Genomic DNA, 22,014 nt, shown 5'->3' on the forward strand with positions numbered 1-22,014 from the left:
CCTTGCCGCAGCCGCGGCCTCCGATTTCAGCTGATATGACCCAGTGTGAGATCGACTGGTCTGCCACGCCAGCACAATTGTTCCTTAGTATCAGTCGAACATTGCCACGGGCTGGCGTCACCACCCGTTTGGGTGAGCGGCAACCGAAGCCGGGTGTCGAAATGCATCTTATCCCCAGTATTGTGGTGTTTTTTGCTGCGAAAGAGAGCTCCGCCGCACGGCAGGGCCTCCGGTCCGGGCCATCAACCGCCGGCCCCTTGGTAGCGCCGTTCGCAGGCCTTCCACACGATGATCGCGATGAGCACTGCCACCGGCCCAGCCGATAGTGCTGCAAAGGGTGCCGCACTGCCGATCAGCGGCACGGGTTTGCCAATCAGCGAGGCCACCGGCACATAGGCCATGTAGCCGAGCGGCACGACCGACAGGAGGACGAATTGCAGCGGCATAGCGAAGATGGTGAGCGGATAGCGTGCCAGCTCCCAGAAATCGAAATAGATGCCGAACAGGTAGCGTGAGCGGGTGAGAACGAGCGCCATGGCGCCGACTATGGTCAGCATCGCGCCGGTCAGAAGTGCCGCGCTGATCAGGGTTGCGACGAGATAGAGCATCTTCATCGCCGACCAGTCCAGGCCGAGTTGCGGCAACGCCCATGTCATCATCGCCAGTCCGAGCGCGATATGCCCGCCATATTCGATATTGATGCCGGAAAAGACCAGAAACGCCCAGGGACTTCAGCGGGTACACGCAGCATATGACCGTCATGCGACGGCCTGCAATCCCGGTTGTAGACGGATCGCCGGAAGACCGTTCTATTCAAGCCACATCGGCACGACTGAAGCCGCCAGAAGAAGGCCGAGGGCGAGATTGAGCAGGTGCCATTGCCGATCCGTTTTCAGCAGGCGCGCCAAAAGCAATCCGGCGAGGCACCAGAGCGAAAGCGAGAGCGCCGCGGCAATGGCGAATGACAGGCCGAGTATGGCGCAGAGATGCAGAGGATTTTCCGCGAGCGTAGCAAAGGAAGCGGCGGCGCCGAGCGCCATGGCCCAGCCTTTCGGATTATGCCAGACGAGCCAGATCGCACCGATGAACCGCGTCGGGCGGGCGATCGTGCGTTGCAGGTGTGGCGGCCCGCTGCGGCTCATCTTGAACGCAAGCCAGAGGAGATAACAGCTGCCCACGAGTTTCATGGCCAACTGAAGCGATGGCAGCGCCATGATGATGCCGCCGAGCCCGACCGCTGCCGATGCGCCCATCGAACCAAGGCCCATGGCGATCCCGGCGATCATCGGAAGTGAGCGGCGATAGCCGAAATGAGCGCCGGATGCCGTTGCAAGCGTCGTCGCTCCTCCGGGTGTGATGGTGGAGACGATGACAAAGAGAAGAAACGAGAGGAAATCGGCAGCGGCCATAGGGGGGTCCCAGCACTGAAAATGGCTGTCTACCGCCATATGACGCATTATAAAAACGCATGTTGTGCATGAGTAACATTAGCAACTATAATGCATCATGAGCCGTAATCTGGATATTGCCCTTCTCCGAACTTTCGTCGCGGTTGCCGATCATGCCAGCATGACGGCGGCCGGCAATGCTCTTCACCTGACCCAGAGCGCAGTCAGCCAGCAGATCGCAAGGCTGGAGCGCCTGGCCGGAAAGCTGTTTTTCAGAGAGCGGCGGACGCTGAGACTGACTGCGGTCGGCGAAAGGCTTCTCTTCAGGGCACGGCACATGCTGGTTCTCAACGACGAGCTTTGGTCGGCGATGACGGAGCGGGCGATCGAGGGTCGCGTGCGTCTGGGGGCACCCTATGATCTGGTGGGCACATGGCTCACGCCGATCCTCAAAACCTATGCCGAGCACAATCCGCGCGTCGAAGTGGCGCTTGTCTGCCTCGCTTCACCCGAACTCATCGAGGCGGTGGACGGTGGTCTCATCGATCTGGCGCTGGTCGAGGAACCGATCGGTGCCTCGCGTGGCGAGAGCCTTGCCGTCGACCGGCTCGTATGGGTCGGGGCGAGGGCGGGTACGGCGTATCTGAAGAACCCGCTGCCCGTCTCCATGGTGGCGGAAACCTGCGCCTTTCGCCCGGCTGTGCTGAAGGCGCTCGATGAACGCCATCTCGCATGGCGCACGCTGTTTGAAAGCGGCAGTATCGACGCGACGCGGGCGACGGTTCGGGCCGATCTTGCCGTGACCGCATCGTTGGAATCGACCGTGCCCGGTGATCTCGCCATCCTGCTATCGGGAGAACGCCTGCCGGAACTCACACCCTTTTCCATCAACCTCCACCGGTCGAAGGGCAAGTCATCGCCGGCTGTTGCCGAACTTGCACGGCATATCCGCGAAGGCATTGCTGCCGGCCCGCAGTCGCAATGGTAGCTGGATAGCCGGTCGCTTCTCGCCGGCAATCCGATCCCTGCACTGGTCAGGCACCCATCCGGCCAAGCCCGCGCACGAAGCTGCCGATCAGGTCCGCCAGGCTATCCGGTGCCTCGAGCGGCGAGAGATGCCCGACGCCTTTGAGGATATGGAGCTCCGCCTGCGGAATGCGTGGCAGGAGCTCTTGTCTCAGCACCGTCGGCGGGTCGACATGGTCGTTCTCGCCGGAAATCACCAGCACTGGCACGGTTATATGCGCAACGTCGGCAGTGATGTCCTCCTGGCTTGTTGAGAGCGGCCATGCGGATTTTGCTGCGTCGGCGCCACGCAGGCTGTCGGCAATCACGCCCTCGAGATCGTCGGCGCCAAGTGGGCTACCGGCCAGCACCTGATCGACGGTCGCCATGATGCTCTCCCGGCTCGCATAGGCACCGACCATGCCCTGCCTGACCTCCAGAGGCATGCCGAGCGGCGAGGGCGGGGAGGGCGCGACGAGGACGAGGCCTGCAAGCCCCGTCGGCTGCCGCGAGGCGAGAAGCTGGGCAGCCTTGCCACCCATCGAGTGGCCCACGAGAACATAGCGATCGAGCCCGAGTGCATCGATCACCGCCTCTGCGTCGCCGGCAAGGTCCGTGAGCGCATAGTCACCGCCCGGTGCGTCATCCGATTTCCCCCAGCCACGCTGGTCGATCGCGATGGTGCGAAATTCCGGCTGCAGTCTTTCCGTCACATGCCGCCATGTCCGCGATGAACCTCCCCAATAGTGGAGGAAGACGAGGGCAGGCTGGCCCGCGCCAGCATCCTCAACATGGAGTTCGATATCCTTCGATCTGATTTTCATGACGTCTTTCCTTTCAGGCCAGTGTCGGTACCTGTGCTGGTGCCCGTGCCGGTATCAGTGCGAGTATCGGGGCCGGCGCGCATTGCGCCGGCATCCCTCTTCTGTCCGCATGCCGTCTTTCAGGCGGCGGCCTGCAGGATGAACTGCGTCACGGCCTCGGGCTGCGACAGCATCGGCACATGGCTCGCCTCCACATGGGTGACGGTCGCATTCATGCGGGCTGCCATGCGCTCCTGCTCGGCCCGCAGGATCGCCATGTCGTTATTGCCGATCATGTAATAGGTCGGCCGGGTCCGCCATGCGGCGGCGGTCAGCGTGCCGCCGAGTGCGGCGCCATTGACCGGCCCCTGCGTGGCGTAGAGCACGGCCTTGTCGGTCGCATCGAGATCCTGGGCAAACAGCGTCGAAACGCCCGTCTCGGTGAGCTTGAGAAAGCCCTGAGCATCCGGGCGGATCTCGGCATTGAGCGGTGCGGACTTGAACTGGGCGAAGAGCGAACCGGCCGATTCCCCGGCATCGGGGGCAAAGGCGTCGATATAGACGAGCCTTGCGACCTTCGGATCATTGCCGGCTTCGCCGATCACCGCACCGGCATAGCTGTGTCCGACCAGAACCACCTCGCCATCGGCGAGCGCGATCGCGCGGGTGACAGCCTTGACGTCTTCCTCGAAACTGGTGAGCGGCAGCTGTACGGCAGTGACCTTCAGGCCCTTTGCAGCCAGAAGCGGAATGACGCGGGCCCAGCTGGAACCGTCTGCCCATGCGCCGTGAACAAGAATAATATTGGCAATCATTGTCTTATCTCCTTTGGGTGTCCCCCACGGACAGGCATGCGCCGACCGGCCCTTTTAAAGAGCTTCGCCAGCGGTTCGCGACCGTTCGTGAATGGGTGTCGGGGAAGCGTTGAAATCGTCTCGCGTCCCGCCCTTTCTTCATCGCAATTATGCTCGCGCGCCGCAACGACGGCTCACATTGAGAAACTGCCAACCGTGTGCGATAACCTGCCTCGGGGGGATATGCCGCTTGCGGCAGAGATGTTGGGCAATGACGTCCCGCGGCGGACGGACGGGGTGCGGATGCCGAAGCGGGATATCGTTCTGGTCATACACGATGGCGTTCAGGCACTCGATGTCGCCGGCCCGCTCGATGTGTTCTCAGCCGCAAACGGATTTCTTGCCGAGGATGACCAATACCGATGCCTGCTCGTGGCGCGGGAAAACGAGCCGGTCCGCTGCTCCAACGGCATGTGGATGATCCCCGACCTGACCTTCGATACTGCGGAGCGCCGCTTCGACACGGTTCTGGTTGCCGGCGGCCCGAGCCTGCCGCAAAGGGCAGAAGACGACGCCATGTCGGACTGGCTGCGCCGCTTTGCGACGCAGGCAAGCCGCTACGGGTCGATCTGCAACGGCACTTTCGCGCTCGGCCATGCGGGCCTTCTCGATGGCAGGACGGTGACGACGCACTGGATCTGTTCGGCGGAACTGGCCGCACGCTTTCCCAACACCCGCGTCGAACATGACCGTATCTATGCCCGCGACGACCGGCTCGTCACCTCGGCGGGCGTCACCGCCGGCATCGACTTGAGCCTCGCGCTGGTGGCGGAGGACCACGGTGCCGACGTGTCGCTGGCCTGTGCCAAGGGCCTCGTCGTGGTGGCGCAGCGGCAGGGCGGCCAGTCGCAGTTCAGCCCGCTGCTTCTGCCGGGCGAGACCATCACCCCGATCGCCAAGGTAAAGGCCTATGTGATGGAGAATATCGGCGAGGCCTTTCCGGTCGAAAGGCTGGCCGAGATCGCCGGCGTCAGCCCGCGCAGCATCGCGCGCATGTTCGTCCGCGAACTCGACATGACGCCCCACGAATTCGTCGAGAACATCCGTATCGATCACGCCCGTAATCTCCTGGAAGCGACCGATCTGGTCGCCAAGGCCGTGGCATTCGATTGCGGCTTTGCGAGCCCCGACCAGATGCGCAGCGCCTTTCAGCGCCGGCTAGGCGTCACGCCGCTGCGCTACCGCGAAAGTTTTCGCGCACTCGCCTAGGCACAAGGGCTCCGTTCGATCCAAGGCGCTGATTAGCCCCATGGATTGCCCCGGAATCCGGAACGCAATATTCTTCCCCCAAGGGATAGATTCGCAAATATTCACCCCTATATTGCGCCTTCCTTGTAAAAACATCTTCCAGTGGAAGCGTAATTCCCATGCCCCCCATCATATCGGTCCAGAAGCTGACCAAGACCTATGGCAACGGTTTCGATGCTCTGAAAGGCGTCGATCTCGACATCGAGCGTGGCGAGATCCTGGCGCTGCTCGGCCCCAATGGCGCTGGCAAGACGACGCTGATCTCGATCATCTGCGGCATCGTCAATCCGACCGGCGGCAAGGTTTTCGTCGGCGGTCATGACGTGGTGAAGGACTTTCGCCAGACCCGCTCGATGATCGGCCTCGTGCCGCAGGAACTGACGACAGACCAGTTCGAAACGGTCTGGAACACGGTGAGCTTTTCGCGTGGCGTGTACGGCAAGAAGCCGAACCCGGCGCTGATCGAGAAGATCCTGCGCGAACTGTCGCTGTGGAACAAGAAGGACAACATGCTGCGCGAGCTTTCCGGCGGCATGAAGCGGCGCGTGCTGATCGCCAAGGCGCTGAGCCATGAGCCGGAAGTCCTCTTCCTCGATGAGCCGACCGCCGGCGTTGATGTCAGCCTTCGCCGCGACATGTGGGAAGTGGTCAAGAAGCTGCGCGAGGACGGCGTGACGATCATCCTGACCACCCACTATATCGAGGAGGCGGAAGAGATCGCCGACCGCGTCGGCGTCATCAACGGCGGCAAGCTGCTGCTGATCGAGCAGAAGGCGGCGCTGATGAAAAAGCTCGGCCGCAAGCAGCTGATGCTCGAACTCGCCGAGCCGCTCCAGGCCTTGCCGGAAAGCCTCGGCGGTTTCGATCTGGCGCTATCAGAGGACGGCATGCGGCTCACCCACGACTATGGCAATGACGACGGGCAGGGCAGCATCGCAGCCCTTCTTTCCGCCCTGACGGCGGCCGGCATACAGGTCAAGGACCTGTCGACGCGGCAGAGTTCGCTGGAGGACATTTTCGTCGCTCTGGTGGAGGAAAAGGCATGAATATCGAAGCGATCAAATCCATCTACTTCTTCGAGATGGCCCGCATGCGCCGCACGCTGTTGCAGAGCGTCATTTCACCGGTCATCACCACCTCGCTCTATTTCATTGTCTTCGGAACGGCGATCGGCTCGCGGATCCAGACGGTTGACGGCGTTCCCTACGGTTCCTTCATCACCCCCGGCCTGATCATGCTGACATTGCTGACGCAATGCACGGCAAACGGCTCGATCGGCATCTATTTCCCCAAATTCACCGGCACGATCTACGAAATCCTCTCCGCCCCCGTGGCGATGACGGAAATCCTTGTCGGCTATGTCGGGGCGGCCGCCAGCAAGGGCCTGATCATCGGCCTGATCATCCTCGCCACCGCCTCCTTCTTCGTCGAGATCCGCATCGCCCATCCCGTCCTGATGGTACTTTTTCTGGTGCTGACGGCCATCACCTTCAGCCTGTTCGGCTTCATCATCGGCGTCTGGGCGAAGAATTTCGAACAGCTCAATATCGTGCCGATGCTGGTCGTGCCGCCGCTGACATTTCTCGGCGGAAGTTTTTACTCGATAGACATGCTGCCGCCCTTCTGGCAGGCGGTAAGCCATCTCAATCCGGTGCTTTACCTCGTCTCCGGCTTCCGCTGGAGCTTTTACGAGATCGCCGACGTCAACCCGGTCGTCAGCCTCGTGATGATCGGCGTTTTCCTCGCCGTCTGCCTCTCGGTCCTCGGCTGGATGTTCAAGACGGGATACCGGTTGCGCAGCTGACAGGGCTGCCATTCGTTGTCCGGCGTGGTCCCGGTTCGGGCCGGCGCTTCAAATGCAATGGATGCCTCCAAGGGGGCGGCCAGCGGAGGTCAAGATGGAGAGATTTGACGGCAGGCGCGTGCTGATCACCGGCGGCACAAGCGGCATGGGTCTCGCCGGCGCCCGCCGCATCATCGCCGAGGGCGGTAAGGTCATCCTGACGGGGTTGAACGAAGATCGTCTCCAGGCGGCACGGCAGGAATTCGGCAAAAGTGCACTGGTCGTCCGCAACGATGCCGCCGATCCGACCGCGACGGCGCTTGCCGGGATCGTCGCCTCGGCAGGCCCTCTCGACGGCCTGTGGCTCAACGCTGCCTTCGCCACTCTGGCGGCGCCAGAGGAAATCAACGCCGCGGACTTCGATCGCATGATGGCGACCAATGTCCGCGGACCGATGCTCCAGCTCGCCGCCCTTTCTCCCCATCTCGCAAAGGGCGCCTCCGTCGTCGTCACCTCGTCGAGTTCCACCTATGAAGGAGCGGCCGCCACCAGCCTTTACGCTGCCACCAAGGGCGCGGTTGTGGCGATGGCGAGATCCTGGGCCACAGCTCTCGCGCCGCGCGGCATCCGCGTCAACACGCTTCTGCCCGGCCCGATCGAAACCAATTTCCGCAGCTTTCTGCCGGACGAGGCCCGCCGGGGTTTCGAGAATTTCGTCGTCGAACAGGTGCCGCTCGCACGCGCCGGAACCCCCGAGGAAGCTGCAGCCGTGGCGCTGTTCCTGCTGTCTTCGGATTCTTCCTATGTCACCGGAAGCCAGTATGCCGTCGATGGCGGGCTGATCATGCAGTGATGGTGGCATGAGGAGTGCGTGTGCGTTTCCTCTTGCTGCTGGCGGTTGTTCCTTGCCAGATCTGCGCTGAAAGCCGGATCAGCCCTGAAGGAATGACGTGATCTCGGCGTTGACACGCTCGAAGCGTTCGATCGCCAGCATGTGGGAGGCGCCCTCGATGACAACCAGGCGCGAATTTCCAATCCGTTCTGCCATCTGGCCGGCAGCGGTCGGCGGCGTGCTCGGGTCCTGGTCACCGACGAGAATGAGCGTCGGGCATCGGATCGCGTCCAGCCTGTCATGCAGGTCGAAACCGGCGATCATCTCCCACATCGCGGCATGGACCTGCGGGTTTCCGGCCAGGAGAACCTTGGTGACGCGGTCGATTACATGCGGGCGCTCGGCAAGCGTTGCCGGCGTAAACCACCGCTGCAGCGTCGGCTCCAGGATCGCGGCCATGCCGCTTTGCCGGACAGTCTGGGCACGCAGGCGCATCCCCTCTCTTGCGGCCGTCGGAAAGGTTGATGCGGTCGCAACGAGGGTGAGGGACAAGGTCATGTCCGGCTGGGCCAGTGCGAAGGTCTGGGCGATCATCCCGCCCACGGATATGCCGACAATGTGTGCGGCCCGATGACCCGAGGCCTCGATGACGGATTTCACTCTGGCCGCCATAACCTCGAAGGAAAAATCCTCTGGCAAAGCCGGAGACAGGCCGTGTCCGGGCAGGTCGAAGGCAATGACGTCATAGGCGTGACGGAGACCGTCGATCTGCATGTCCCAATGGGTCAGGTCATAGCCGACCGGATGGATGAGCAGCACCGCCTCGGCATCCGCTGGTCCGGTCCTTATCCAGTTGATCCGGCTCTCCCGGTCTTCGCCGCCATGTTGGTTCTGATTGGGCATTGCTCTGCCTTTCACAATTCAATTTCGCCGGCCGTCCGTTGTGGTCGGCGGTATCGATGCCTAAGAGAGATGGGACGAAAGCGGAAGAAGGCACTTTGAAGTAACAGGCCGCCGGGCCGAAGCGCCACAGATCGGCAGCCCCAGATCGAGAGTACTATGTCGAACCGAAGCGAACTTGCCATTGTCCCTGAACAGCCGGAGCCGGAATGCGAGCTTTTCGGCCTTCTCGAAATGCTGTCCGGTCCCTGGACGATGCATATTCTGTGCCTGCTGGCGATGAACGGACCTTTGCGGTTTGCGGTGCTCCAGCGGCATATCGAGGGGATATCGACAAGGGTGCTGACCGTCCGGCTGCGGGCGCTTGAAAGACGCGGTCTGATCACCCGCAGCATCCGCGACACCGTGCCACCCGAAGTGATCTATGCGCCCACCCCGCGCCTTGAGGAAATGCGCCAGGTCATCAAAGGGCTTCATATTCTGGCAAGCAAATGGGCCGAGGAAGACCGCGCGATGGATGCGGCTTAGCTTCCGGCGTGGAAGCTATTATACGGATGCCTTCTAATCCCGAGTATATGGGAGTGTGGGGCGAGAGCGAAATTTCTCCAGCGCCGCAATCAATTCCCCTGACGCGCGATAGAGCGGTGTGTGCCCGCGCAAGAGTATCTGGCTGCTGCGCCGGTAGGCCGCGCGGCGGATATCCACCGCGCCATCGACCGATCGGGCGTCGAGCGTGGTATCCAGCATGCCGGCCGGATTTTCGATGCGGATGCCAAGGTCGGAATAGGACGGGGAGATCTGCGGAAGCCCGGTGGCGATCTGGTTTGCGACGCTACCGGGGATCAATGCTGCCGCAGCGAGGCAGCATCCGCCCGAAACCGCGAGAGACGCATGCGTGGTCTGCGGCGTGAAATATCGGACGGCGATATGCCCGCCGGCGCGGGGCGGGGCGACGATACAGGCCTTCGGCACGGTCTCGCTCTGCTCGATCTCCGCACGCGTCATCAATTGCCCGTCCTTCCGGCACAGGCCCATGCGCAGCGCGGCTTCCACCCAGACCTGCTTGAACCGGCTCTTGAATTCGAGATCCGCCTCCAGTTCGGCAACCGGCTCCTCGGCCGTCTTGCCGAAATCGGCAGCCCTGGCGATCACCATCGGCACGGCGACATCGACGCAGGAGACGACATGACCGGCAATCTCGTCGATCGCGGAACCGGTGGGCAGGAGATGTCCCGTCTTGCTTCCGGTCGGCGCGTGGAGGAACAGATCGACCAGCGGGAACGAGCCGTCGACGCCCGGTATCTCGGCGCATTTGGACCGGCCGCCGGTATCGCGCTCCATGCGCGCAGTGGTCACCACGCCGGTATTGGTATTGGCGATTTCGGCCTCCACCATGCCCGAGACGCTGCCCTCGATAAATCCGCAATCGAGCGCCCACATCAACAGGGCCGATGACATGTTGCCGCAATTCACGCTCCAGTCGATGCGTCCGTGATCCGACGCCAGTTGCGCAAGCGTGCTGACGATCCGGCGCTTGCCGTCGACCTCTTCGACACGCGCCAGAAAGACCTTGTTGCTGGTTGCGGGCCCACGCCCCAGCCCGGTGATCTGGCGATTGCCCTTGAGCGTGCCGTCAAGCGGCACACCCATCAGATGGCGCAGCAGTTCCTCGCGCAGATGCGGCTCTGCCGGAACCAGATCTTCCCATAAAACGAGCCCCGTCGACGTTCCGCCGCGCATGTGATGAACCGGAAACTCCGTTTCGCCAGCGGCGCGGCGAATGCTGAGAAAGCGATCGGTCTGTGCGGACATGGAGCAGGATACCTCTCGAACGGCAAAGGCGAGACCGGGCGCGCCGCCTTGTTATTGAAGCGCGTTCGACCGCCTCGTGAAATAAAGCTCGGATCGAAGGTCCGCAACGGCTGAGAAGTTGACTTGAGGCTGATGACCCGGCGGCGAGTACACGCCGAAGTGGAGTGACACATCGAATCCGAGAGACTGCGATGCGACCTATGCGATACATCCGCACATTGTGACCCTTCAGGTCAGCCGCTATAAGGTGATTGATTGTTCTATTTTGATTTCGGGTGCGCGACGTGGAGACAATGACACTCTGGAGGCCGGTCGGACCGGCGGAACTGGAACTGATCAGGCAAAGCGGCATGCGCGCATTCCCGCCGCGACTGCCGGACCAGCCGATCTTCTATCCCGTCCTCAGCGAGGATTACGCGATCCGCATCGCGCGGGACTGGAACGTTGGTCGGGATGGTGCCGGCTATGTCACGCGATTTGAGGTGTTGACCTCCTTCCTTGACGGCTTTGCCGCACAGGAAGCCGGCGGCAAGGCTCTCCGCGAATACTGGATACCCGCCGAAGAACTCGAAAATTTCAATGCGGCTATCGTCGGGGAAATTGTCGTCACGAGAACCTTCGAGCGCGAGATGTGATGCCGCTTCGGGCTGATTGCGAGGGGCGAGGTGCCTCCCGCTGCCGGTTTGGGAGGGAGGATAATCCATGTGATGACCCGGCCGATATTCGGTCGTTCGATGTCACGGATTGGGCAGGTGATCGATGCGAATAGGGTATTTTCTGCTAGCGGTAGGGGCTCTGTCTCTGAGCGCATTTTTCGCTCACGCGGATGATCGCGACCGGCCGGCCGCACACGCTCTGCCGATGGCGCAAATCCTTGCGCCAGACAGCGGCTTTTCATTCGCGGAAAACCCGGATCAGGTGAAGAAGCGGCTCGGCGCTTCCTGGCGAGTGAGTGAGCATGCAGAATTTATTGTCCGGAGAAGCCAAGGCAAGTTTGTCTCTGAGCAGCGCTTCCTGGAAAGCCTGCTTGCCTCCGCCGATCAGGCGCAGACGCAGCGGTTCTACAGGTTCTATTTCTCGTCGCCGGTTACCGGTTCGCGGCTTTACCGCGTCGTCCATCTGATGAAACGGGACGTTGAACTCGGTGGGTTGCTGCCATTGGCTGAATGGCCGAACCTCGTGTTGGCGCGATGGGGCGCACCGGCACTCGTCGGAAACTGGTTTTGGCAGGGCGATATCAGCACGACCTACTATCTCGACCGGCGGCACAATGTGCTTAGGGACGGTGCAACGCGCTGCCGGGGCGACGCTCTGGCCTTCTATGATCTTGCTGAAAAATCGGCGTCGGAACTGGATGTTCTGCTTCGCCACCTGGCCCGGAGTGGTTGCGCCTACTTTCTGCAGATCACGGCTAAAAGCCTGTCAAACGGTGTAATCGAACAGGTCGCTTCATCGGTGACGGATATCGGTCTGGCAGCGGAAGATGCGCGACAACGCCTGATGCTCGGATACTCGCCACGAGGCTAGGCAACGTGATTTGGCGGCGAACTGCATTGCCGTCGCGTGCTCTCTGTGCTGATATCCCCCGAAATAAGAGGGGCGTGACACAGTGATCAGACCGGCAGTCGCAGCGGACGAAACGAATATCAGGGCCTGTGCCGAAAGCGCCTATACGCGCTATATCGAGGCGATCGGCAGGCGGCCGGCGCCTATGGATGCGGATTTCGCAGCAAAGATTTCTGCCGGCGAGGTCTATGTCGCCGAGGATGACGATGGCGTATTTCAGGGCTTCATCGTCTTCTTCCCCGATGACGGCCACATGTTTCTGGAAAATGTCGCGGTCATGCCGTCCGCCGCGGGCAAAGGCGTCGGCAAGTCTCTGATCGGCTTCTGCGAAGCGGAGGCCCGCCGGCAGGGGCTCTCGGCGATCGAACTCTATACCAACGAGAAGATGATCGAGAACCTGTCGATCTATCCACGCTTGGGCTATGTCGAGACCGACCGGCGCAGCGAGAACGGTTTCAACCGGGTGTTCTTCGAAAAGAAGCTCTGAGGTTTCCAAAGCCACACGGGAAACCAAAATCCGCCAAATTTCCCACCCGCCACGCCCGCGGCACTCTTGCTGCGTGTGAGCTATCTGCGTAACAGACCTTAATCCCGCCACAGGGTTGCGATTAGGCCATCCTCAGAGAGGGCACGCGGTCGGCGTGGCCGGGACTTATCCGGTGCAGGTCCGGAAAAACCTGTCTTGTCAGAAAGAAACGTGAAGTGCAGGCAGACCATTCTCGCCGGCGCGTGGCAAAGCGCGTCGTGATCCATTTTCCAGGCTTCGAGCCGCTGGATGCCACCCGTCATCGGGATCGTTATCAGCGGGCAATGGCCAAGACCGCCGAACTCTGGCATCTCGATGCCGATGTCGGGCCGCTTTCGGAAGGTCCGGGCTGTCCCCGCTTCGATGTCGAGGTGACGAGGGCAGGGCAAGGCTGGAAGACCTCGAGCCGCATCTTCATGCTGGATCATGATGCAATCGTTGCCCATCTGGCCAGCAGGTCGCTTCCTGTTCGTCTTGTCGGCGGTTTCCTGAGTGCCGCGGCGGTCATCCGGGAAGGTGGTGCCTCCGGCTATTTCCGCCATGCCTGGCGCTTCGGCCTGTTCTTCATCTTTCCCTTCCTGCTGATCGGGCTCGGATTGATGATCGGTCTCGCCTTGGCCGTCTCGCCTCATTGGCTGGGACTTTCCCCCTGGTTCCACCTGCCGGCGGTGGTACTTGGCCTTCTGTTCTTCCTCAAGGCGGTTCTGCCCTACTCAGAGCGTTATCACACGCTGCACCTGTTATCCGACTGGGACATGGCGGTTGCGGTCGCAAGGCTCGATGATCCGGTCATCAACGCCTGGATCGATGACGCAGCGCAGAAGGCGAGGGCGGCCTTCGACGAAGCGGCCGACGAATACGTCGTGACCTCGCACAGCATGGGCTCCAGCATGGCGGCGCATGTCATCGGAAGACTTCTCGAACGGGAACCCGATCTCTTCGACGGCAAGCGCGTCGTCTTCGTCACGCTCGGTGGCGCCATCCTGCAATGCGCGCTGATGCGGTCGGCGCGCGTGTTGCGCGCCCGCGTGGGACTGATCACGCGCGCCAAAAATCTCGGCGTCATCGAGGTCCAGTGCCTCACAGATCCGATCAGCTTCTACAAGTCCTCGGTAACGGAACTGACCGGCAATGGCGATGCGCCGCCGGCAAAGCTGATTTTCCTGCGCATCCGCAACATGCTCGAGCGCGACCGCTACCGGAAGATCAAGCGCGATTTCCTCCGGGTTCACCGCCAGTATGTGCTGGGGTCGGATCGGAAGACGCATTTCGATTTCGGCCTGATGACGTCAGGTCCACTGCCGGCGTCGTCCTTCGACGGTTTTTCCTCGCCCGATGCGCTGGACCAGGCGCTTGGGCGGTTGTCGCAAACCGAAGCGGCCTGAGAGTCGCGAGAGGCTCGATAAAAAAAGCCGTCCGCGGCGGTTGCGCTGCGGACGGCTTTGCCGTTTCGGATGGGCCGATCCGTGTTAGCCGAGCGAAAGCTGCCTGCGTTCGCCCCGCGCCCCCATGACGGAGGCGCCGGCAAGTGCGGCAATCGCCAGCACGAAGATCACGGATACCGGGCCTTCGAGTTCGATCAGTACGCCGCCGAGAATGGCGCCGCTCGAAATGGCGATCTGGAAGGCGGGAATGACGAGCGCTCCGGCACTTTCCGCCTCGTCCGGCGCATGCCGCACGACAAAGCTCTGGATGCTGACCGGGAAGGCGCCGAAACCGAGCCCCCAGAGTGCGATCGCCGTCGTGGCAACCGCGAGCGAGGCACCGCCGATGGCGAGCACCACGGCGGACGCTGCGACCAGCGTCGCAAACAGCGTCACCGACAGGCGCGGGCTGCGCTCGGAGACGATGCCGCCGAGAAAATTGCCGAAGAAGCCGGCAATGCCATAGACGAGCAGGATCAGCGAGATCGTTTCCACATCGAGCTGCGGAACCTGTTCGAGGTACGGCCGGATATAGGTGAAGCCGGCGAAATGGCCCGCAACGAACAGCAGGATGGTGATCAGCCCGGTGCGGATGGCCGGGCGGCGCAACAGTGCCACCAGCGTGCCGAGACCGGCATGGCCGTTTGGCGGCAGGGCAGGCAAAAGTGCAGCCTGGGCGATGAAGGCGATCACACCGACGCTGGCCGAAAGATAGAAGGCAGCCCGCCAGCCGAGCGTCGCGCCGATCCAGGCACCGAGCGGCGCGGCACAGACCGTGGCAACCGAAACGCCGGCCATGATGATCGCCATCGCCCGCGGCATCATCGCGGCGGGAACGAGCCGCATGGCGAGCGCGGCCGACATCGCCCAGAAGCCGCCAAGCCCGATGCCGAGCAGCGCGCGGGCAATCAGCACCATGGTGATGTTGGCGGCGGTGGCGGCGACAAGGCTCGATATGACCAGAAGCGCCGTCAGCGCCAGCACAGTGACGCGCCGGTCGATGGCGCGCGTGCCGATGACGATGCCAGGCCCGGCAAGGGCTGCCATCACGGCGGTGGTGGTGATCGACTGGCCGGCGACGCCGGTGCTGACGCCGAGATCTTCGGAAAGCGGCGTGAGCAGGCTGACAGGCAGGAACTCGGCCGTCACGAGCCCGAATACGCCAAGCGTCAGCGACGCGACCGCACCCCAGCGGGTAAATGTTTCGCCTGTGCCGGCATCATGTGCGACACCGTGTCCGGTCCGCGTTTCGTCGTCGGATGGTAAAGGGCTGCCGTGCATGAGAATCTCCTGATTTGATTTTCATCAGGATTAAGCGTGACGCTCTGGCGTTTCCATGCTAGAAAATCCGTCATGCTTGACAGATCGTCCAAATCTCCGTCGTCCCAGTTTTCCATCGCCGCTGCCGCCGATCCCTTGTCGGAAATGCTGCGCGGCCTACGCCTCGATGGCGTCGAATATGGTCGCTGCCGGCTTTCCGACCCCTGGGCAACAGCCTTTCCGGCCGAAGAGGCCGCACGGTTTCATTTCATCTCGTCGGGCAGGGCGCTGCTCAAGACGCCGTCGGGCGAATGGCTGGAACTGAATGCCGGCGATGCGGTGCTTCTGCCACGTGGCGATGCCCATGTGCTCGCCAGCGCCGAGGATGTCGAACCGCTGCCCTTCGGCCGCTATGGCAAGAAGGAGGTCTGCCAGGGCGTCTTCGACATAAAATGTGCCGATGCGCTTTGCGGCACGGTGGCGCTGACCGCCTCGATGCGCTTCAACATCGACAAACTGCACCCGCTGCTGCAACTGATGCCCGAGGCCATGCTGACATCCGATCTCGCCACCAGCGAGCCGGCCATTCCGCATCTGCTCGATGCCATGGCCCATGAGGTGGACATGGATCGGGTGGGCGCAGGCGGCATTCTGGCACGGCTTGCCGACGTGCTGACCGCCACGATCATCCGCACCTGGGTCGAACATGGCTGCGGCGATACCAGCGGCTGGATTGCCGCGGTGCGCAATCCGGAAGTCGGCCGCGTTCTCGCCGCCATCCATCTGGAGCCAGAGCGCGACTGGAGCGTTGCCGAACTCGCCCGCCTGATGGGCGCCTCCCGCTCCGGCTTTGCCGAACGCTTCGCCCGCGTCGTCGGCGAAACGCCGGCCCGCTATGTCGCAAGGGTCAGGATGCATCAGGCGCGGCTGTGGCTGAAGGACGGCATGCGGGTGGCCGTGGCGGCCGAAAGGCTGGGCTATGACGCCGAAGCCTCGTTCAGCCGCGCCTTCAAGCGCATCATCGGCGATCCGCCAAGCCATTTTCGCGCACGCGAGGTGACGACGTCGGGCGTGGTGGAACTGGCCGCCACGGGGTAAGCGGCAGGGGCCACGCCGTGCATGGCGCGGAGATTGTTTTCAAGGGGCCTGTAACGGATCCTGCACCGCAAATCTGCCGGGCATTATTGGTCGGTGACCATGTTCAGCTCCACCGATGCCAAGCAAGTTGGGAAATATCTGTATGAAAAAGCTGCTCTTCACCCTCCTGTTGCTGATGCCCGCGGCCCATGCCTCGGCAGACAGCCTCTATGACAAATGCATGGATCAGGCCGACGGGACGAACACCGCCTTCGCCAAATGCGGCGGCGATTGGGTATCGCGTGCCGATGCAAGGCTGAACAAGGTCTGGAAGGAACTGAATGCCGGCTTCGCCGATCGCGACGAAGCGAAAAAGGCCCTGCTGGCGGAGCAGCGCCTCTGGAATGCCTACAAGGAAAGCTCCTGCCAGTTCTACATGAGCGATTTCGGCCGGGAGGGACAGGTCATCAGCTTCCCCGCTTGCCGGGCCAGCGTCATCGAGCAGCGGGCGAAGGAACTCGAAAGTTACGGGTCCGAGAAGCAGTGACTTATCGCACCTGATGGCGCTGGACGCAGGACGCGAAGCCACAGTAGGCCGAAGGCCCGGTGAGGAAGATGAATCCCTGTGCGGCCAGATTTTCCACGCGCACCAATTTGTAGCCGGCTTGCCGATTTTGGGAATGGCAGCCGGGGAGTACGTAATAGTGGATCGACCTGCACGCCGTGCCTCCATCGGAGCAAACCGATCCTGCTCATAATCCCGTCAGACCTGCGTAAAACCGCCGTCGACGCTCAGTTCCAGCGCGTTGACATAGCTTGAATCATCCGATGCCAGAAACAGTGCCGCTCCGGCGATCTCTTCCGGCCGGCCGAAACGGTTGAGCGGCACCCCGGCTGTCATCTGGTCCTTCCATTGCTGCGGCGCGTTTTTCGTAAACGGCGTGTCGATCGGGCCGGGGCTGATGACGTTCACCCGGATCGCCCGGTCCTTCAGCTCCATCGCCCATGTTCTGGCGAAGGACCGCACCGCCGCCTTGCTGGCGCAGTAAAGCCCGGCGCCCACCAATCCGATCTGCCCGGCAATCGAGCTGTTGAGAATGATCGAACCTCCGTCCGGCATCAGCGGCAGGGCCTTCTGCACGGCAAACAGCACGCCGCGGACATTGATGCTGAATGTCGTATGGAAATCGTTCATCGTCGCCGTCGTCACATGTTCGGTCGGGCTGGCCGGCGCACCGGCGCTGACGAAGAGGATGTCGACGTGACCTGCCTTCTGCTTCACGACCTCATAAAGCCGATCCAGATCGTCATTGCTGGCGATATCGCCTGCGACGCCTTCGGTATTTCCACCTATCTCTTCCACCGCCGCATCCAGCACGTCCTGGCGGCGGCCAGTGATGAAGACCCGGGCACCCTCGGCCACGAACCGCTTGGCCGTCGCCAATGCCATTCCGGTCGAACCGCCGACAATGACAGCCACTTTTCCTTCGAGTTTGGACATTTTCTACCTTCTTAAATCAGCGCATCTTTTGGCGCGGGCAACAGGTAGGTGTTGGATTGGCGTTTCCTATCTGGCATGTATCGATTAAAGATATTCCAATCTGGAATTTTTGACGGGATTTACCTTGGATCATCTTGAAAGGATGCGCCTGTTCAGCAGGGTGGTGGAAACCGGAAGCTTCACCGATGCTGGCAAGGTGGCAGGCGTTGCCCAGTCGACGGTAAGCAAGGAAATGACGGCGCTTGAAGCCCGTCTCGGCACGCAGCTTGTCCGACGCAGCCCGCGCGGCATGACGGTGACGGATGCCGGCAGGCAGTTCTATGACCTCAGCCTGCGCATGCTGGCCGATTTCGATGCGGCCGAGGCCTTGATCCGCTCGGGCCATGCTGAGCCGGCCGGCAGGCTCCGTGTCGCCGCACCCGCCGTGATCTCCAGCCGGCTCATCGCCCCGAACCTGCCGGAATTCATGGTGCATTTCCCCGATATCTCGATCGATATGGAGGTCTCCGAACGCTATGTCAGCCTTGTCGAGAATGGGATCGATGTGGCTATCCGGATCGGGTCGCTGCCCGATAGCGGCCTCATCGCCCGCCAGATCGGCGCGCTGCAGCCAGTTGTCGCCGCGTCGCCAGCCTATCTTGCCGCCCATGGCGAACCGCAGACGCCGGCGGATCTCGCGCAGCATCACTGCCTGCCATATCTCTTCGAGGGCACGTCCAGGCAATGGCGGTTTCGCGGTGATCAGGGGGCATTCACGGTTGCGACCCCGTCGCGCTTCCGCACCAACGATGCCGCAAGCGTCCATGCCGCCGCTATCGCCGGCCTGGGCATCGCGCAGGGGCCGACCTGGATGTTCCGGCAGGATATCGAAGCCGGCCGTCTCCGCCCCGTGTTCACGCAATTTCGCGGCGATCCCGTCCCGATCCATGCCGTCACCTCCACCGGCCGAAAATCGACAGCCGGCGCCCGGGCTTTCATCGAGTTCATGGCGGACTGTATCGACAGGGAGCCGGAACTGCGCTTGCGGTGAGTGAGAGAAGACCGGCTGCATGAAAGTACGATGGGCCGGGACTACCATCCTGCGCGGATCGGCCCGATAGCTGGGCAGGCGGCAGTCTGATAATGGTTAGCTGCAGCTGCGCTCTACACAGAATTCAATGCGCGAAAGGATATCGGATGGGCGAGAAGGAATACCTGGTTCTGTACCCGGTTCCCAGCCTGCTTGCTATCCTGCTCAATCGAGAGCGCGCCAAGGGAAGTCCTCTGACCGAAGCAGAGGTCAGCGAGATTCGGGATAACTGCGAGACAATCGCGGTACCAATCGACGTGGCCCGAGAGATGGACGAGCAACGCGGCTACCTGGATATCGATCCCGAAAATTGCTGGCATGAATGGCAACGAACGCGGAAAGACCTGATGGAAGGCTGATTACCGCAACAAGCCGGTAGGCTGAAGCGCTCGGCGGCAGCTGCGTGCAGAGGGTATCTCAATCAGTCCCCCGCACACGAACCCTCCCAACCCCTGTCACATTTCACCCTCCGGATCCTTCATCATTGCGTCCGCCAGCTTGCGCATCAGCCGCACCATGTCGTCGAACTCCTCCGGGTTCCATCCGGAAAACACGGCCCGCGCGATCCGCTCTCGGGCCTGATCGATCCTGAGCGTCATCGCCTTGCCGTCCTGCGTGGCGGCGGCCTCGCGTACGCGGCGGTCGCTTGTCCCCGGCCGTCGTTCGACGAGCCCCAGCGCCTCGAGCTTGGCGATCTGGCGGCTTACCGTCGTGTGGTCGCGGCCGACCCGGTCAGCCAGCTCGACCACGCCGATCGGGCCGGCACGCTCGACGATGACGAGAAGGGGAAACAGCGCGCGGTCGAGCTTGATGCCGGCCGCCCTGATCAGCACCTCGTCGCGCTGCGGCCGGTTCATCACGTTGACGATGTCCAGCAGAGAGCCATGCAGGGTCTTCAGCTTCGCACTTATCCCGTCACCGCGGGATATGTGTGTATTTTGCACATTATTCATTGACGCAGTCTCTGCCTTGAAGATATGTGTGCATTATACACATAAATCGGATCCGTGAAAGGAGAGTGCAGTGAAGGCCGCAATCGTGAAAGGTGCCGGCATGGCGCCCGTCTATGGCGAGTTCGACGCGCCGGCCCGGCAGGATGGGGAGTTGGTCGTCCATGTCTCTGCTGCCGCCCTCAGCCACCTGACCCGCATGCGCGCCGTAGGCCGGCACTACAGCGTCGAAAGTCATTTTCCCTTCGTGCCGGGTGTCGATGGTGTCGGCCGGCTTTCCGATGGCAGGCGGGTCTATTTCGCCATGCCGCGGGCACCCTATGGTGCCATGGGCGAACAGGCGGCGGTCGATACCGCACGCTGCGTGGCATTGCCGGATGATCTCGATGACGTGACGGCGGCAGCGCTTGCCAATCCCGGCATGTCCTCCTGGGCGGCCCTTCGGCACAGGGCAAGGCTCAAGCCCAACGAGACGGTGCTGATCAACGGGGCGACGGGCACCTCCGGCCGGCTCGCGGTCAAAATCGCCCGGCATATGGGCGCCGGCAAGATCATAGCCACCGGCCGCAACCTGTCCGTTCTCGAAGCCTCGGGTGCCGACGAGATCGTGCCGCTCGTGGCGGATGATCTCGAAGGCCGCTTCAAACCGCATTTTGTCTCGGGCGTCGACGTCGTGCTCGACTATCTCTGGGGCGACAGCGCGCGCGCCATTCTGGCTGCCGGCGCCAAGGCAGGACCGGACGGACGGGCGATCCGCTTCGTCCAGATCGGCTCCATGGCCGGCGGCGAGATTTTGATGCCGGCCGCCGTGCTTCGTTCATCCTCGATAGAAATGATGGGCAGCGGCATCGGCTCGGTCTCGCTGCAAAACCTCATCTCGTCGATCGCCGACATGTTCGCCGCGGCCGGATCGGCTGGTCTCGATACCGCCACCCGTGTGGTCCCGCTCGCCGACATCGAGCATGTGTGGAAGGAAGAGGAGGGCGCCGAGCGTATCGTCTTCACCCTGTGAAGCGGTCGCCAGCGCCGCAATCAGTCCCTCAGCCTCAGTTCGTCCGGCTGCATGTTGAACGAACTCAAGGTCGACAGGAAACTCATGCCGAGCAGGCTCTCGTCGAGGCGGCCGTCCGCGGCCACCATCGCCCGCACATTGCGCCGCAAAATCGGGCCGATGGCGATCTCGTTGAGCCTGACGGGCGCCACCATTGCCTGCCCGTTGGCGGTCATCACCGGGATCGTATAAGCGAGCCCGTCGGTATCGATGCCGATCGCTTTCGCATCGTCGAAGGACAGCACGATGCTGCTCGCCCCGGTATCGACCAGCATCTGGATCGTCTTGCCGTTGACGGACACATTCGCCTGGAAATGGCCGCCGATCGCCTTCTGGATGACCACCTCGTCGCCGTCCTTGCCGGTCACCACCACCGCATGGCCGGGCAGCAGGCCTGCGGTCATGCGGCCGACAAACTGGTTGGCGTCATTGCGGTAGAGATAGGCGGCGACCAGACCGAGAATGATGACGAGCCAGACGGCGAGATTGCGCAGAACCTCGTTCATCGCGCCACGCCGGCCGGCAACGATGCCGGCGCCCAGCAATCCGGCGATCGGGATCATGTAGATCAGCCGGCCGAAATCGTTGTTGTCGATCCCGAAGGTGCGGCCGGAGTCATGGTTGAAGATCAAGAGTGCCAAGCCGGCACCGAGTACGAGAAGCACGAAGGTCAGGCGGTTCATGATGTCTGCTTCTCCGGTCCCGTCCGCCCGCTGCCTGCCATGCCGTCCGACGCGAGTTCGCCTTCGATCCGCTCTCTCGCCATGCGCTGGCGCCGGGTCTCGCGTCTCGGCCTGCGCTCCACCGTCTGAAGACGCGCCGCCAGCATGTCCATGACCGTTTGCCGCTCGGCATCCGAATAGCCGATCCAGGACGCGATCTCGTCGCGCGTGCGGCCGCAACCGAAACAATAGCCGGTCTTTTCGTCGATCGAGCAGACAAGGATGCAGGGCGAGATCATCACA

The 22,014-nt window shown here is 62.3% G+C and carries 26 protein-coding genes; 15 read left to right on the forward strand and 11 right to left on the reverse strand.

Going from position 1 to position 22,014, the window contains the following annotated elements:
* Positions 1-242: 242 nt before the first annotated feature.
* Positions 243-716, reverse strand: a complete 474-nt coding sequence (locus NCHU2750_RS08345; RefSeq protein ID WP_119940018.1) for an ABC-2 family transporter protein — start codon at positions 714-716, stop codon at positions 243-245.
* A 93-nt stretch (positions 717-809) separates the two neighbouring features.
* Positions 810-1,409: a LysE family translocator gene (locus tag NCHU2750_RS08350; RefSeq protein ID WP_119940019.1), complete on the reverse strand. Its 600-nt coding sequence runs from the start codon at positions 1,407-1,409 to the stop codon at positions 810-812.
* A gap of 97 nt (positions 1,410-1,506) precedes the next feature.
* On the opposite strand from NCHU2750_RS08350, the gene NCHU2750_RS08355 reads away from it, so the two are divergent.
* The gene (locus NCHU2750_RS08355) at positions 1,507-2,376 is read left to right on the forward strand and encodes a LysR substrate-binding domain-containing protein (RefSeq protein WP_119940020.1); all 870 of its coding nucleotides are present in this window, start codon (positions 1,507-1,509) and stop codon (positions 2,374-2,376) included.
* 46 nt (positions 2,377-2,422) lie between these two features.
* Here NCHU2750_RS08355 and NCHU2750_RS08360 read toward each other — a convergent pair whose 3' ends face one another.
* Together NCHU2750_RS08360 and NCHU2750_RS08365 are read right to left on the reverse strand one after the other, a co-directional pair.
* On the reverse strand, positions 2,423-3,217 hold the full coding sequence (locus NCHU2750_RS08360) for an alpha/beta fold hydrolase (protein WP_119940021.1): 795 nt from the start codon (positions 3,215-3,217) through the stop codon (positions 2,423-2,425).
* Positions 3,218-3,336: 119 nt separating this feature from the next.
* Entirely contained in the window at positions 3,337-4,011 is a 675-nt protein-coding gene (locus NCHU2750_RS08365; protein WP_119940022.1) for an alpha/beta fold hydrolase, read from the reverse strand.
* Between the two features lie 282 nt (positions 4,012-4,293).
* Here NCHU2750_RS08365 and NCHU2750_RS08370 point away from each other — a divergent pair, with 282 nt between their 5' ends.
* The 4 genes from NCHU2750_RS08370 to NCHU2750_RS08385 all read left to right on the forward strand — a co-directional run bounded on the left by NCHU2750_RS08370 (position 4,294) and on the right by NCHU2750_RS08385 (position 7,934).
* Positions 4,294-5,259: a GlxA family transcriptional regulator gene (locus NCHU2750_RS08370; protein ID WP_119943103.1), complete on the forward strand. Its 966-nt coding sequence runs from the start codon at positions 4,294-4,296 to the stop codon at positions 5,257-5,259.
* Positions 5,260-5,417: 158 nt separating this feature from the next.
* Entirely contained in the window at positions 5,418-6,344 is a 927-nt protein-coding gene (locus NCHU2750_RS08375; RefSeq protein WP_119940023.1) for an ABC transporter ATP-binding protein, read from the forward strand.
* Positions 6,341-7,102 (forward strand): ABC transporter permease, encoded by a 762-nt coding sequence (locus tag NCHU2750_RS08380; RefSeq protein ID WP_119940024.1) that lies wholly within the window; start codon positions 6,341-6,343, stop codon positions 7,100-7,102. Before NCHU2750_RS08375 ends, NCHU2750_RS08380 begins: the two co-directional genes overlap by 4 nt.
* A gap of 94 nt (positions 7,103-7,196) precedes the next feature.
* The gene (locus NCHU2750_RS08385) at positions 7,197-7,934 is read left to right on the forward strand and encodes an SDR family oxidoreductase (protein ID WP_119940025.1); all 738 of its coding nucleotides are present in this window, start codon (positions 7,197-7,199) and stop codon (positions 7,932-7,934) included.
* A gap of 78 nt (positions 7,935-8,012) precedes the next feature.
* Here NCHU2750_RS08385 and NCHU2750_RS08390 read toward each other — a convergent pair whose 3' ends face one another.
* Positions 8,013-8,816 (reverse strand): alpha/beta fold hydrolase, encoded by an 804-nt coding sequence (locus tag NCHU2750_RS08390; protein ID WP_119940026.1) that lies wholly within the window; start codon positions 8,814-8,816, stop codon positions 8,013-8,015.
* Between the two features lie 156 nt (positions 8,817-8,972).
* Here NCHU2750_RS08390 and NCHU2750_RS08395 point away from each other — a divergent pair, with 156 nt between their 5' ends.
* Complete coding sequence (locus NCHU2750_RS08395) at positions 8,973-9,341, forward strand: winged helix-turn-helix transcriptional regulator (protein WP_119940027.1); 369 nt, start codon at positions 8,973-8,975, stop codon at positions 9,339-9,341.
* Positions 9,342-9,374: 33 nt separating this feature from the next.
* Here NCHU2750_RS08395 and NCHU2750_RS08400 read toward each other — a convergent pair whose 3' ends face one another.
* Positions 9,375-10,625 (reverse strand): PrpF domain-containing protein, encoded by a 1,251-nt coding sequence (locus NCHU2750_RS08400; RefSeq protein WP_245480364.1) that lies wholly within the window; start codon positions 10,623-10,625, stop codon positions 9,375-9,377.
* 293 nt (positions 10,626-10,918) lie between these two features.
* Here NCHU2750_RS08400 and NCHU2750_RS08405 point away from each other — a divergent pair, with 293 nt between their 5' ends.
* The 4 genes from NCHU2750_RS08405 to NCHU2750_RS08420 all read left to right on the forward strand — a co-directional run bounded on the left by NCHU2750_RS08405 (position 10,919) and on the right by NCHU2750_RS08420 (position 14,102).
* Entirely contained in the window at positions 10,919-11,260 is a 342-nt protein-coding gene (locus NCHU2750_RS08405) for an ADP-ribosylation/crystallin J1 (RefSeq protein ID WP_119940028.1), read from the forward strand.
* Between the two features lie 226 nt (positions 11,261-11,486).
* The gene (locus NCHU2750_RS08410) at positions 11,487-12,152 is read left to right on the forward strand and encodes a hypothetical protein (RefSeq protein WP_119940029.1); all 666 of its coding nucleotides are present in this window, start codon (positions 11,487-11,489) and stop codon (positions 12,150-12,152) included.
* 82 nt (positions 12,153-12,234) lie between these two features.
* Positions 12,235-12,678, forward strand: coding sequence for a GNAT family N-acetyltransferase (locus NCHU2750_RS08415; protein ID WP_119940030.1), 444 nt, complete (start codon positions 12,235-12,237; stop codon positions 12,676-12,678).
* 215 nt (positions 12,679-12,893) lie between these two features.
* Entirely contained in the window at positions 12,894-14,102 is a 1,209-nt protein-coding gene (locus NCHU2750_RS08420; protein WP_119940031.1) for a hypothetical protein, read from the forward strand.
* 84 nt (positions 14,103-14,186) lie between these two features.
* Here NCHU2750_RS08420 and NCHU2750_RS08425 read toward each other — a convergent pair whose 3' ends face one another.
* Positions 14,187-15,422, reverse strand: a complete 1,236-nt coding sequence (locus tag NCHU2750_RS08425) for an MFS transporter (RefSeq protein WP_119940032.1) — start codon at positions 15,420-15,422, stop codon at positions 14,187-14,189.
* Between the two features lie 72 nt (positions 15,423-15,494).
* Here NCHU2750_RS08425 and NCHU2750_RS08430 point away from each other — a divergent pair, with 72 nt between their 5' ends.
* Together NCHU2750_RS08430 and NCHU2750_RS08435 are read left to right on the forward strand one after the other, a co-directional pair.
* Complete coding sequence (locus NCHU2750_RS08430; protein WP_119940033.1) at positions 15,495-16,499, forward strand: AraC family transcriptional regulator; 1,005 nt, start codon at positions 15,495-15,497, stop codon at positions 16,497-16,499.
* A gap of 142 nt (positions 16,500-16,641) precedes the next feature.
* Positions 16,642-17,025: a lysozyme inhibitor LprI family protein gene (locus tag NCHU2750_RS08435; protein WP_119940034.1), complete on the forward strand. Its 384-nt coding sequence runs from the start codon at positions 16,642-16,644 to the stop codon at positions 17,023-17,025.
* Between the two features lie 216 nt (positions 17,026-17,241).
* On the opposite strand, the gene NCHU2750_RS08440 is transcribed toward NCHU2750_RS08435, so the two are convergent.
* A complete protein-coding gene (locus tag NCHU2750_RS08440; protein ID WP_119940035.1) occupies positions 17,242-17,979 on the reverse strand; it encodes an SDR family NAD(P)-dependent oxidoreductase in 738 nt (245 codons plus the stop codon).
* A 124-nt stretch (positions 17,980-18,103) separates the two neighbouring features.
* Between NCHU2750_RS08440 and NCHU2750_RS08445 the strand changes: the two genes are divergently transcribed.
* A complete protein-coding gene (locus tag NCHU2750_RS08445; RefSeq protein WP_162939549.1) occupies positions 18,104-19,009 on the forward strand; it encodes a LysR family transcriptional regulator in 906 nt (301 codons plus the stop codon).
* Between the two features lie 146 nt (positions 19,010-19,155).
* A complete protein-coding gene (locus NCHU2750_RS08450; RefSeq protein ID WP_205583882.1) occupies positions 19,156-19,407 on the forward strand; it encodes a hypothetical protein in 252 nt (83 codons plus the stop codon).
* A 96-nt stretch (positions 19,408-19,503) separates the two neighbouring features.
* Here NCHU2750_RS08450 and NCHU2750_RS08455 read toward each other — a convergent pair whose 3' ends face one another.
* Complete coding sequence (locus NCHU2750_RS08455) at positions 19,504-20,001, reverse strand: MarR family winged helix-turn-helix transcriptional regulator (protein WP_119940037.1); 498 nt, start codon at positions 19,999-20,001, stop codon at positions 19,504-19,506.
* Positions 20,002-20,071: 70 nt separating this feature from the next.
* On the opposite strand from NCHU2750_RS08455, the gene NCHU2750_RS08460 reads away from it, so the two are divergent.
* A complete protein-coding gene (locus NCHU2750_RS08460) occupies positions 20,072-21,010 on the forward strand; it encodes a quinone oxidoreductase family protein (protein ID WP_119940038.1) in 939 nt (312 codons plus the stop codon).
* Between the two features lie 20 nt (positions 21,011-21,030).
* Here NCHU2750_RS08460 and NCHU2750_RS08465 read toward each other — a convergent pair whose 3' ends face one another.
* Positions 21,031-21,732, reverse strand: a complete 702-nt coding sequence (locus NCHU2750_RS08465; RefSeq protein ID WP_119940039.1) for a TIGR02281 family clan AA aspartic protease — start codon at positions 21,730-21,732, stop codon at positions 21,031-21,033.
* Complete coding sequence (locus NCHU2750_RS08470) at positions 21,729-22,010, reverse strand: DUF1289 domain-containing protein (RefSeq protein WP_119940040.1); 282 nt, start codon at positions 22,008-22,010, stop codon at positions 21,729-21,731. Before NCHU2750_RS08470 ends, NCHU2750_RS08465 begins: the two co-directional genes overlap by 4 nt.
* Between the last annotated feature and the right edge of the window lie 4 nt (positions 22,011-22,014).

This window comes from Neorhizobium sp. NCHU2750 (assembly GCF_003597675.1).
GTDB lineage: Bacteria > Pseudomonadota > Alphaproteobacteria > Rhizobiales > Rhizobiaceae > Neorhizobium.

What these genes read in the sequence shown, in the direction of transcription:
- NCHU2750_RS08465 (WP_119940039.1), bottom strand. Translation starts at nt 21,732, where the DNA reads ATGAACCGCCTGACCTTCGTGCTTCTCGTACTCGGTGCCGGCTTGGCA.
- NCHU2750_RS08410 (WP_119940029.1), top strand. Translation starts at nt 11,487, where the DNA reads ATGGCGCAAATCCTTGCGCCAGACAGCGGCTTTTCATTCGCGGAAAAC.
- NCHU2750_RS08440 (WP_119940035.1), bottom strand. Translation starts at nt 17,979, where the DNA reads ATGTCCAAACTCGAAGGAAAAGTGGCTGTCATTGTCGGCGGTTCGACC.
- NCHU2750_RS08375 (WP_119940023.1), top strand. Translation starts at nt 5,418, where the DNA reads ATGCCCCCCATCATATCGGTCCAGAAGCTGACCAAGACCTATGGCAAC.
- NCHU2750_RS08350 (WP_119940019.1), bottom strand. Translation starts at nt 1,409, where the DNA reads ATGGCCGCTGCCGATTTCCTCTCGTTTCTTCTCTTTGTCATCGTCTCC.
- NCHU2750_RS08390 (WP_119940026.1), bottom strand. Translation starts at nt 8,816, where the DNA reads ATGCCCAATCAGAACCAACATGGCGGCGAAGACCGGGAGAGCCGGATC.
- NCHU2750_RS08405 (WP_119940028.1), top strand. Translation starts at nt 10,919, where the DNA reads ATGACACTCTGGAGGCCGGTCGGACCGGCGGAACTGGAACTGATCAGG.
- NCHU2750_RS08355 (WP_119940020.1), top strand. Translation starts at nt 1,507, where the DNA reads ATGAGCCGTAATCTGGATATTGCCCTTCTCCGAACTTTCGTCGCGGTT.
- NCHU2750_RS08380 (WP_119940024.1), top strand. Translation starts at nt 6,341, where the DNA reads ATGAATATCGAAGCGATCAAATCCATCTACTTCTTCGAGATGGCCCGC.
- NCHU2750_RS08385 (WP_119940025.1), top strand. Translation starts at nt 7,197, where the DNA reads ATGGAGAGATTTGACGGCAGGCGCGTGCTGATCACCGGCGGCACAAGC.
- NCHU2750_RS08400 (WP_245480364.1), bottom strand. Translation starts at nt 10,625, where the DNA reads ATGTCCGCACAGACCGATCGCTTTCTCAGCATTCGCCGCGCCGCTGGC.
- NCHU2750_RS08365 (WP_119940022.1), bottom strand. Translation starts at nt 4,011, where the DNA reads ATGATTGCCAATATTATTCTTGTTCACGGCGCATGGGCAGACGGTTCC.
- NCHU2750_RS08425 (WP_119940032.1), bottom strand. Translation starts at nt 15,422, where the DNA reads ATGCACGGCAGCCCTTTACCATCCGACGACGAAACGCGGACCGGACAC.
- NCHU2750_RS08430 (WP_119940033.1), top strand. Translation starts at nt 15,495, where the DNA reads ATGCTTGACAGATCGTCCAAATCTCCGTCGTCCCAGTTTTCCATCGCC.
- NCHU2750_RS08370 (WP_119943103.1), top strand. Translation starts at nt 4,294, where the DNA reads ATGCCGAAGCGGGATATCGTTCTGGTCATACACGATGGCGTTCAGGCA.
- NCHU2750_RS08435 (WP_119940034.1), top strand. Translation starts at nt 16,642, where the DNA reads ATGAAAAAGCTGCTCTTCACCCTCCTGTTGCTGATGCCCGCGGCCCAT.
- NCHU2750_RS08450 (WP_205583882.1), top strand. Translation starts at nt 19,156, where the DNA reads ATGGGCGAGAAGGAATACCTGGTTCTGTACCCGGTTCCCAGCCTGCTT.
- NCHU2750_RS08360 (WP_119940021.1), bottom strand. Translation starts at nt 3,217, where the DNA reads ATGAAAATCAGATCGAAGGATATCGAACTCCATGTTGAGGATGCTGGC.
- NCHU2750_RS08470 (WP_119940040.1), bottom strand. Translation starts at nt 22,010, where the DNA reads ATGATCTCGCCCTGCATCCTTGTCTGCTCGATCGACGAAAAGACCGGC.
- NCHU2750_RS08455 (WP_119940037.1), bottom strand. Translation starts at nt 20,001, where the DNA reads ATGAATAATGTGCAAAATACACACATATCCCGCGGTGACGGGATAAGT.
- NCHU2750_RS08395 (WP_119940027.1), top strand. Translation starts at nt 8,973, where the DNA reads ATGTCGAACCGAAGCGAACTTGCCATTGTCCCTGAACAGCCGGAGCCG.